Genomic DNA, 8029 nt, shown 5'->3' with positions numbered 1-8029 from the left:
GCAAGCCGCCTTAAAAACAGGAATGAAACCAACTGGAGGGATATGAATGTCAGAATTCAAACAACAGGAGTTGTTCTGGGGCCACATGTTTCACACGGAAGACCGCCCCAGTGCATTCCCTTCGTTTCAAGTGTCCGACTCAACATTAAAGCGTGATGTATCGAGTGCATCTGACTGTATTCACAGTTCATTGAGTTCAGATGTATCACGGCGCATCCTGACCATGACGAATCAAACGCCAATGGCCGTCTATCTGATACTCCTGATCGGAATTGAGTCCCTATTGTACAAATACACGGGGGAAGAGGGTGTAATTACAGGGGTTCCAACCTTTGAAGACGAAACTGATGAAGATCTTCGTTTAGATCAGCTCATGTTAATCAAACAAAATATAAATGCCGACAGTACGTTTAAATCTATATTCCATGAACTGAAACATACGCTGGACGAAGCGATCCTATATCAGGACGTTCCCTTTGATATAATGGCCGGACAGCTGCGACTGGACTACAATACAAATCATTTGCCAATCATCCATACGGTTGTTTCATTAGAGCAAATTCATTCTAAGCGTTTCATAGAAACGGCTGCTTCAGATGCCTTATTTCAGTTTGCTATGGAGGAAGACTCGATTGATGTAAAGTTATTTTTTAATGAACAAGCCTATGATCGTCAGTATATGATGCAGGTAATCGGGCATTTAAACCGTCTATTTTCTATCATGTTATTTCAGTCGGACCTCACTCTCGGTGAAGTAAATATTTTGTCTGAAGCGGAGACTAATACATTTCTCGTTGACTATCACCATACGAAAACTGAATATCCGCGAGATAAGACGATCTATCAGTTATTCGAAGAACAGATGAAACGAACACCCGATCAAGCCGCCATTATTTGCGGAGAAAAACAATTCACGTATCGTCAGCTCAATGAACGTGCCAATCAATTAGCCCGAACGTTGAGAGCCAAGGGCATGCGGACAGATCGGCTCGCAGCCATCATCAGCGATCATAACGTTGAGGTGGTAGTTGGAATACTGGCCGTATTAAAAGCGGGCGGTGCCTATGTGCCAATTGATCCGGATTATCCGAAGCATCGCATACAGTATATAGTAGATGACTCCCAAGCTGATATCGTCTTGACGCAGAGCCATCTCCGAAAGCAATTGGAACTTACGGGCACAATGGTTTTCATCGATGAGGAAAGTTCTTACCACGAAGACGGCTCTTACCTTGAACCGATCAGCAGTACGAAGGATTTGGCCTATGTCATCTATACGTCGGGTTCCACAGGCAAGCCTAAAGGTGTGGCAATTGAGCATCAAGGCTTAACCAATTATATTTGGTGGGCCCGCAGGGTATATGTCAAAGGAGAAAAAACCAACTTTCCTCTATACTCGTCCATCGCTTTTGATCTAACGGTAACGTCTGTTTTTACTCCGCTTATTACCGGCAATGCCATTATTGTCTACGGAGGAGAAAACAGGGCGGCCTTGCTTTATTCCATTGTGCAGGATCCGAGGGTGGATATTATCAAATTAACCCCGGCTCATTTGCAGTTATTAAAAGAAATGAACATCTCTCCTGAGTGCACCATTCGGAAATTAATTGTTGGCGGCGACAATTTAAGCACGCGTCTCGCCCAAAATATCAGCGGACAATTCGGCGGCAGAATCGAAATCTTTAACGAATACGGCCCTACAGAGACAGTCGTCGGCTGTATGATTTATTCCTTTGATCCGCAAAACGACAGACGTGAATCAGTGCCGATCGGAACCGCTGCGGACAATATGAACATTTATGTACTGGATAAGAGCATGAAGCCGGTGCCAATCGGCGTCCCGGGAGAAATTTATATCAGCGGGGACGGCATTGCCAGAGGTTATTTGAACCGGCCGGAATTAACAGCGGAAAGGTTTCTGCGGCATCCCTTTGTACCGGAGGGGAAAATGTACCGGACGGGAGACTTGGCCAGGCGGCTGCCGGACGGTAATATCGAATACCTCGGAAGGATCGACCACCAGGTAAAAATCCGCGGTTACCGCATTGAAATCGGTGAAGTCGAAGCCGCATTTTTTCATATACCGCCGATTCAAGAAGCCCTCGTTATTGCACAAGAAACCAACGGGGAAACATCTTTGTGCGCCTATTATACGGCACAGCATTCTTTAACCGCAGGTGAGATCCGGGAACATCTGTCCCGGCAGCTTCCGGACTATATGATACCTGCTTATTTCGTACAGCTGAAAGCGATGCCGCTTACTTCCAACGGAAAAATAGATCGTCAGGCACTGCCTGTTCCAACAGGAAATCTCACGGGCAATACCTATACAGCTCCGCGGACAGAACTGGAAAAAATCCTAGCTGGAGTGTGGGAGTCGGTATTAGGCGCAGAACGCGTCGGAATCGACGATCATTTCTTTGAGCTGGGGGGAGATTCAATTAAGTCGATTCAAGTGACATCAAGCTTATATCAATCAGGGTATAAGCTTGACATCAAACACTTGTTCAAGCATCCGACGATCGCTGGGGTTGTTCCTTTTGCAGAGCCGGTCATCCGAATTGCTGAACAAGGAGAAATTAAAGGCCGGTCGCTTCTGACACCGATTCAGCATTGGTTTTTCGCCCAGCAATATCCGGATTTGCATCATTATAACCAATCCATCATGCTTTGCTGGAAAGAGAAATTGGATGAATCGAAGCTTCGCAAAGTCATGAAGAAGATTGCTGAGCATCACGATGCTTTACGTATGGTTTATGTTCCGACAGAACATGGATACCAAGCCCGAAACCGGGGGATCGATGAAGGAGATTTATTCAGCCTTGAAGTGTTCTCCTTACTTGGAGAAAACAACCCTGCCCAAACGATAGAAACGATCTCCAATGACATTCAGCAATCCATCCATTTAGCCGAAGGTCCGCTCATGAAACTGGGATTGTTTCAATGTCAGGATGGAGATCATTTGCTGATTGCGATTCATCATTTGGTCGTCGATGGCGTATCGTGGAGGATTTTACTTGAGGATATTGCAGCAGCTTATGAGCAGCTTCAAAACGGCGAAGCGATCCGGCTTCCGAAGAAAACAGACTCATACCTTTTATGGGCTGAACAATTGAAACGTTATGCAGAAAGTCAGGAATTCGAAGCAGAAAATCAATACTGGTTCGGGCAGAAACATAACCCGCAACATACATTGCCAAAGGACAAAGAACAGGAGACCGGTCTGGCCGAAGACCGGGAAACGATCATCGTCCAATGGACGGCGGAAGAAACCGAATCTTTATTAAAAAAATCTAACCGGGCCTATACGACTGACATTAACGATTTATTGCTGACCGGACTTGGAACGGCTATTCATCGTTGGACCGGTTATGAAGACATTCTCATTCATCTGGAAGGACACGGCAGAGAATCTATTTTTCAAGACCTTGATATTTCACGTACGGTGGGATGGTTCACAAGCCTATACCCGGTTTCGCTCCAAATTAATGCAGACCAGGATATCTCGCAGCGGATTAAAACAGTGAAAGAAAATTTGCGTAAGATCCCGCAAAAAGGAATAGGTTATGGCCTGATTAAGTATTTGTCCGATCACCCGAAGGCTTCCGAATTTACCGGACAGCCGGAAATCAGTTTCAATTATTTGGGTCAATTTGATCAAGATTTCCGAAACGGCAGGATGGAGGTATCTCCTTACTCAAGCGGGAAAACAGTCAGTGACAAGCGCCCCATAACCTATGCACTTGATATCAATGGCATGATTTCAAACGGTCAATTGTCGTTGGCAATCAGTTATTGCGGTAAACAATATCAAAGAGAAACAATGGAAGCCTGTGCCGCTCTCTTAAAAAGCAGTTTGCAGCAAGTCATCGAACATTGTGATGCTCAAGATCAAATTCACCTGACGCCAAGCGATATTTCATTTGAAGATATAACGATCGGTGAACTAGATCAATTTGTGCAACAAACACATCACCTTGGTGAAATTGAAAATATATACCCATTAACCCCTATGCAGAAAGGAATGTTGTTCCATAGCTTGATCGATTCGGCTTCCGAAGCTTACTTTGAACAAGCCGCTTTTGATCTGAAAGGTTTCTTGGATATCGAGGCATTTAGGATGAGCTTGGTGCAGCTGGCCGAAAGATATGACATTCTTCGAACTCTTTTTTATACAGAATGGAAAGATCAGCCTTTGCAGATTGTATTCCGGCAAAAGCAGATTGAAACTGTCGTTGAAGATATTCGCAGCATGAACAGTCATCAACGCAGCGAGTTTATTGCCGATTTTGCGAGAAGAGATAAGGCGCGAGGATTCAATCTCACCCGAGATGCTTTAATGCGCGTATCGATCCTGCGGACTGAGGAAGACCGAGCGCGGTTGATATGGAGCTTTCATCATATTTTAATGGATGGCTGGTGTTTGCCTCTTGTTACGAAAGAAGTGTTTGAAACCTATTATGCGATTCTTGAGCGGAGGCAGCCGAAGCGGGGAGCCGTCACTCCATACAGCCGATATATCGAATGGCTGGATAAAAAAGATCACAAGCAGGCAGCAGCCTATTGGCGTGATTATTTGGAAGGCTATGAAGGGCAAACTGTTTTGTTACAAGAACAATCCTCCAACCAGCCGAAAGGATACGAAAAAGGAGAGCATGCGTTTCGTTTAGGAAAGCAGCTCACAGATGAGATCAAACGGGCCGCAAGCCACCATCAAGTCACGCTCAATACATGGATACAAACCGCATGGGGCTTATTGCTGCAAAGATATAACGGGAGTCAGGATGTCGTTTTCGGCACTGTCGTATCCGGCCGGCCGGCAGAAATCCCGGGAATTGAAACTATGGTCGGTTTATTTATCAATACCATTCCCGTACGTATTCATACGCAACCTGAAATGACAGCTGCACAAGTATTGAAAATGAACCAGGAGCAGGCACTGGCTTCTCAAGCATACGATACATTTCCGTTGTATGAAATTCAGGCTCAAACTGAGCAAAAGCAGCAGTTGATCAATCATATTATGGTATTTGAGAATTACCCGGTCGAGAAACAAATAGAACATATGAAGCAGGATGACAAAGCATTAGACATTATCGATTTTCATATGGAAGAACATACACATTACGATTTTACTTTTATAGTTATGCCGGCCGGAGAAATTGAAATTCGTTTTGTATACAATCGTGATATTTATGATCAAGCATGTGTCGAACGGATGCAGGCGCATTTCATGCAAATCATTAAGCAAATGGCGGACGATCAGGAAACTCGCGTCCAAGAACTGAATATAGTAACAGCGGATGAACGATCTCTCCTAATAGACAAGTTTAACGATACGGCGGCCGAGTATCCAAACAAAAAGACGATTCATCAATTGTTTGAGGAACAAGCGGAGCGAACGCCGGAGCAAGTAGCGATTGTTTTTGAAGATCAGAAGCTGACGTATCGGGCATTAAATGAACGCGCTAATCAGTTGGCCCGAACTTTGGTCGCCAAAGGACTTCAGGCTGAGCAGCTTGTTGGCATTATGGCGGAACGTTCACCGGAGATGGTGTTAGGCATCCTCGCTATTTTGAAAGCGGGAGGGGTTTATGTACCGATCGATCCGGAATATCCGGAAGAACGCATCCATTATATGCTTGAAGATTCTAACGTCTCTATATTATTATTGCAAAATCATCTTCTAAAATGTACCGCTTATCAAAGTCATGCTGTCTTCCTTGACGATCCGTCATCATACGACGCCGAAGCATCCAATCTCAATCTAAGGACAGCCCCAAATCAATTAGCCTACGTCATCTATACATCAGGAACAACGGGGAATCCGAAAGGAACGCTCATTGAACATAAAAATGTGGTCCGTCTATTATTTAATAACAAAAACCTTTTTGATTTTAACGCATCGGACACATGGACCTTGTTCCATTCCTTCTGCTTTGATTTTTCAGTGTGGGAAATGTACGGAGCACTGCTGCATGGGGGCAAATTAGTGATTGTTCCGAAACAAACAACAAAAAACCCCGAAAGGTATTTGCAATTGTTAAAGTCGGAAGCAGTGACAATTTTAAATCAAACGCCAAGTTATTTCTACCAACTGATGCAGGAGGAGAGAGCATATTCAGAATCCAATTTAAACATCCGAAAAATCATATTTGGCGGAGAGGCGTTAAATCCATCCTTCTTGAAAGACTGGAAGATTAAATATCCTTTAACGCAATTAATCAATATGTACGGCATCACGGAAACCACCGTTCATGTCACATATAAAGAAATCACGGAACGAGAAATCGGCGAGGGCAGAAGCAACATCGGACAACCTATTCCTACCCTGCAAGCGTATATTTTGGACGAATATCAACGCATTCAGGTAATGGGCATACCGGGAGAGCTCTATGTTGCAGGAGAGGGACTGGCTAGAGGATATTTGAACCGCCCGGAATTAACGGCAGAGAAATTTGTTGAACACCCATTTGCCCCAGGCGAAAAAATGTACAAAACGGGAGATGTCGCCCGATGGCTGCCTGACGGCAATATCGAGTATTTGGGAAGAATTGATCATCAGGTGAAAATCCGGGGCTACCGGATTGAACTCGGCGAGATCGAAACAGCTTTATTGCAACTGGAATCTGTCAAAGAAGCGGTCGTCATCGCGATTGAAGAAGAGGGCTCCAAGCAGCTGTGCGCCTACTTGACAGGAGACGAATCATTCAATACGGCGCAGCTGAAGCGGCATTTGCTGAACAAACTGCCCGCGTATATGATTCCAGCCTATTTTGTACAAGTAGAGAAGATGCCGATAACCGCTAATGGAAAAATCGACTGGAAAGCTTTGCCGGCTCCTAAGGGAAATAGGCTCACCGGGACCGAATACGCAGCACCCGAAACGTTAATTGAAAAGCAGCTGGCCGAGATTTGGAAGAACATTTTAGGTCTCACTGACCCGGGGATTAAAGATAATTTCTTTGACGTGGGCGGCCATTCACTCAAAGTTTTGCAAGTTATTCATCAAATTAACGCCAGTATGGGAATCAAAATGCATTATCAAGCCGTATACGATTTTCCTACCATCGAAACAATGGCACGCGCCATTCAAGCCGCGGTGTTCGAGTCCAAGACGGATAACGTATTCGTCAAGATGAATCAGAACGGTTCAATCCCTGTGTTCTGTTTCCCGCCTTTAATCGGGTATGGGCTGGTTTATAATGAAATGGGGAAAAGACTTGATGGTAGCTGCACCGTCTATGCCGCTGATTTCTTAGAAGAGCCGTCTTATGAGAAAGAGATCGTTGACCTGTATGCAGAAAGTATGATAGGTATTCAAGAAGAAGGGCCTTTTGTTTTGCTTGGTTATTCTTCGGGATCGAATTTAGCTTTTGAGGTTGCCAAAGCCTTGGAGAAGCGAGAGCGCGTCGTATCAGATGTGATCATGCTTGATTCTAAAATCACCGTTTCGGTTACGCATTTATCGGAAACGGAAATTGATGAGATCGTCCATTTGAATATGGATATTATTCCAGACTACTACCAAGACATATTAACCCTTCCTTCGATTAAGGATAAAATCAGAAGCTATCTTGCGTATCACAATGAACTGATCAATACCGGCGCCGTTAACGCCAACATACATCATTTGTTGTGTGGCGATTTGACTGATAGAGGATGGACGCAATCAACTATACAGCATTACCTTGAGTACAAATTAAAAGGAGACCATGTGACGATCTTTGAACCTCATAATATCGAAGAAAATGTGGACGCAATTCGATCTATTATCAAAAGGATTGAAGAACGGCATCGTCAAGGACTTATTCTTGATGAACAACTGTCAATGGGATCGTTTGCGGGAGACGCAAAGTTTGACAAAATGTAAATGATCAAGTGTAAAACGCCGCTGGCCTGGCAGTCAGCGGCGTTTTTTATTAAAAAGGCGAGAGTAATACTCCTGTGTTTGCAAGGCTTACTCTAGAAGCGTTCTTCATGACCAGTTGTCATCAAATGGTAAAAAAATCATCCATTTTAAGGAAAA

Annotated in this window: 1 protein-coding gene; it reads left to right on the top strand. The window is 44.3% G+C overall.

Annotated features, from left to right (window positions below; all coding sequences use genetic code 11):
* Window positions 1–46 precede the first annotated feature (46 nt).
* A complete protein-coding gene (locus Q3W56_RS01665) occupies window positions 47–7873 on the top strand; it encodes a non-ribosomal peptide synthetase (protein WP_302894266.1) in 7827 nt (2608 codons plus the stop codon).
* The last annotated feature ends 156 nt before the right edge of the window (window positions 7874–8029 follow it).

The organism is Bacillus sp. C28GYM-DRY-1, assembly GCF_030519405.1.
Classification (GTDB): Bacteria; Bacillota; Bacilli; order Bacillales; family Bacillaceae; genus Bacillus; species Bacillus spizizenii_A.
Note: the sequence above shows the minus strand (reverse complement) of the source record. Positions and strands in the feature narration are given on the sequence as shown.